Origin of the sequence: Cohnella laeviribosi DSM 21336, assembly GCF_000378425.1 — a bacterium.
GTDB lineage: Bacteria > Bacillota > Bacilli > Paenibacillales > Paenibacillaceae > Cohnella > Cohnella laeviribosi.
The window spans coordinates 1-1,448 of the sequence record NZ_KB899902.1; the positions used below are offsets into that span (position 1 = coordinate 1).

Annotated in this window: 2 protein-coding genes; both read left to right on the forward strand. The window is 42.7% G+C overall.

Annotation, left to right across the window (positions count from 1 at the left end; translation table 11 throughout):
* Positions 1–308, forward strand: a 308-nt coding sequence (locus F560_RS24085; protein WP_019007873.1) for an IS256 family transposase, incomplete at its 5' end; no start/stop codon positions are given.
* Between the two features lie 244 nt (positions 309–552).
* Positions 553–1,448: hypothetical protein (locus F560_RS24090; RefSeq protein ID WP_033396601.1), on the forward strand; the 896-nt coding region annotated here is incomplete at its 3' end.

The following is a 1,448-nucleotide window of genomic DNA, read 5'->3' on the forward strand; positions in this document are numbered from 1 at the left end:
AAGCCATGGATATTCTGGAGCAGGCAGAAAGTGACGTACTGGCCTACATGGCCTTTCCCAGGGAACATTGGCGGCAAATTCATTCCACCAACCCGCTGGAGCGTTTGAATCGCGAAATCCGCCGACGTTCGGATGTGGTAGGGATATTCCCGAATCGGGAATCCGTCATCCGACTGATCGGTGCCATCTTAATCGAGCAGCAGGATGAATGGACCGTCGCACGCCGTTATTTCAGTCTCGAATCCATGGCCAAAATCGTCAATGGGGAGCAAGTTCCTCTTGTATCCACCACACTCTTGCAGAAGTAAATCTGGCTCACGCAGTAGAAATCAATTTATCCCCGCTAGAGATGACCTATCATAAATCTGTTATGTCTCTATTGGAGCTCATTACTCCCAAACACTACAGCACCCTTCACTCGACATAACATGAGCAAAATCAACAATCTTGTAACAAAATATCCATATTTAATAGTAGAATACTCCCATTAAACCAAAATACATTATTTGGTATATTCAACTTGTTCTATAAAATTCTATCGGAGGTGGTAAGATGAAGAAATTAGCATTGCTTGTTACCGTCTGCAGCCTTGTTGTTTCTGGAAGTATTCTGTCAAGTGCGTCTGCTGAGGATGTCTCAAGTACTACGAAGGAGGACATCCTGAATGAAATCGCAAAAATTAAAGTTGAAGATGCGGCTTACTACCTAGATGAGCTGAAACAACAGAGCTACACGCAAAAAGCTAGAACTCTATCTCAATTTGGTTTCAATACGAGCGAAGTAAGCAATGAAAACATTCTGAAAGAAGTCGCTCAGGAAATGGTTGATCAGTCCTATATCTACTACATGGACGAGTCCGGTGTTGTCTATGATAAGAATGCAAATGTACTTGCACAACTGGATGTTTCTTCTGCACCTGACGCTGATCCTGCAACGAGTGTATCAACCAAAGGCAAGGTTACTACACTTGCATATAATAACCCTCGTATAAATGGTGATAACTCCGGACCCTTTATCCGCCAAACTAGCGTCAAAGGATACATTGGCTCAAGAACCCAATTCACCCTCCCCTCTAAGACTTCTGGCGGTATCGATATTCCGACAACTGGTGCTACAGGATATATTTATAATGGTCTAGACTATAATATCGAAACAGGCTCCAATTCCTTTTCCATGGAAGGCGGCGTTCAAGCAAGCCAAGCCAACAATAATTTTTCAGCATATATAAGAGTGAATGGAGGATCATTAGTCTTTACGGACGATGGCAATAATCCTGGTAATTATCCCCCACGCTATAAGGCAGGTACTGCATATACAAGCAATCTTCGTTATGAAGTCTCCACAGGTAAAGTGAAATACTATGCAAGTGGAACCAACGTGAATGGTGTCGCTCAGAATTTAAGCTTTACATATTCAAAATCGTTCACAAGCACGGAGTTAGCCAACAT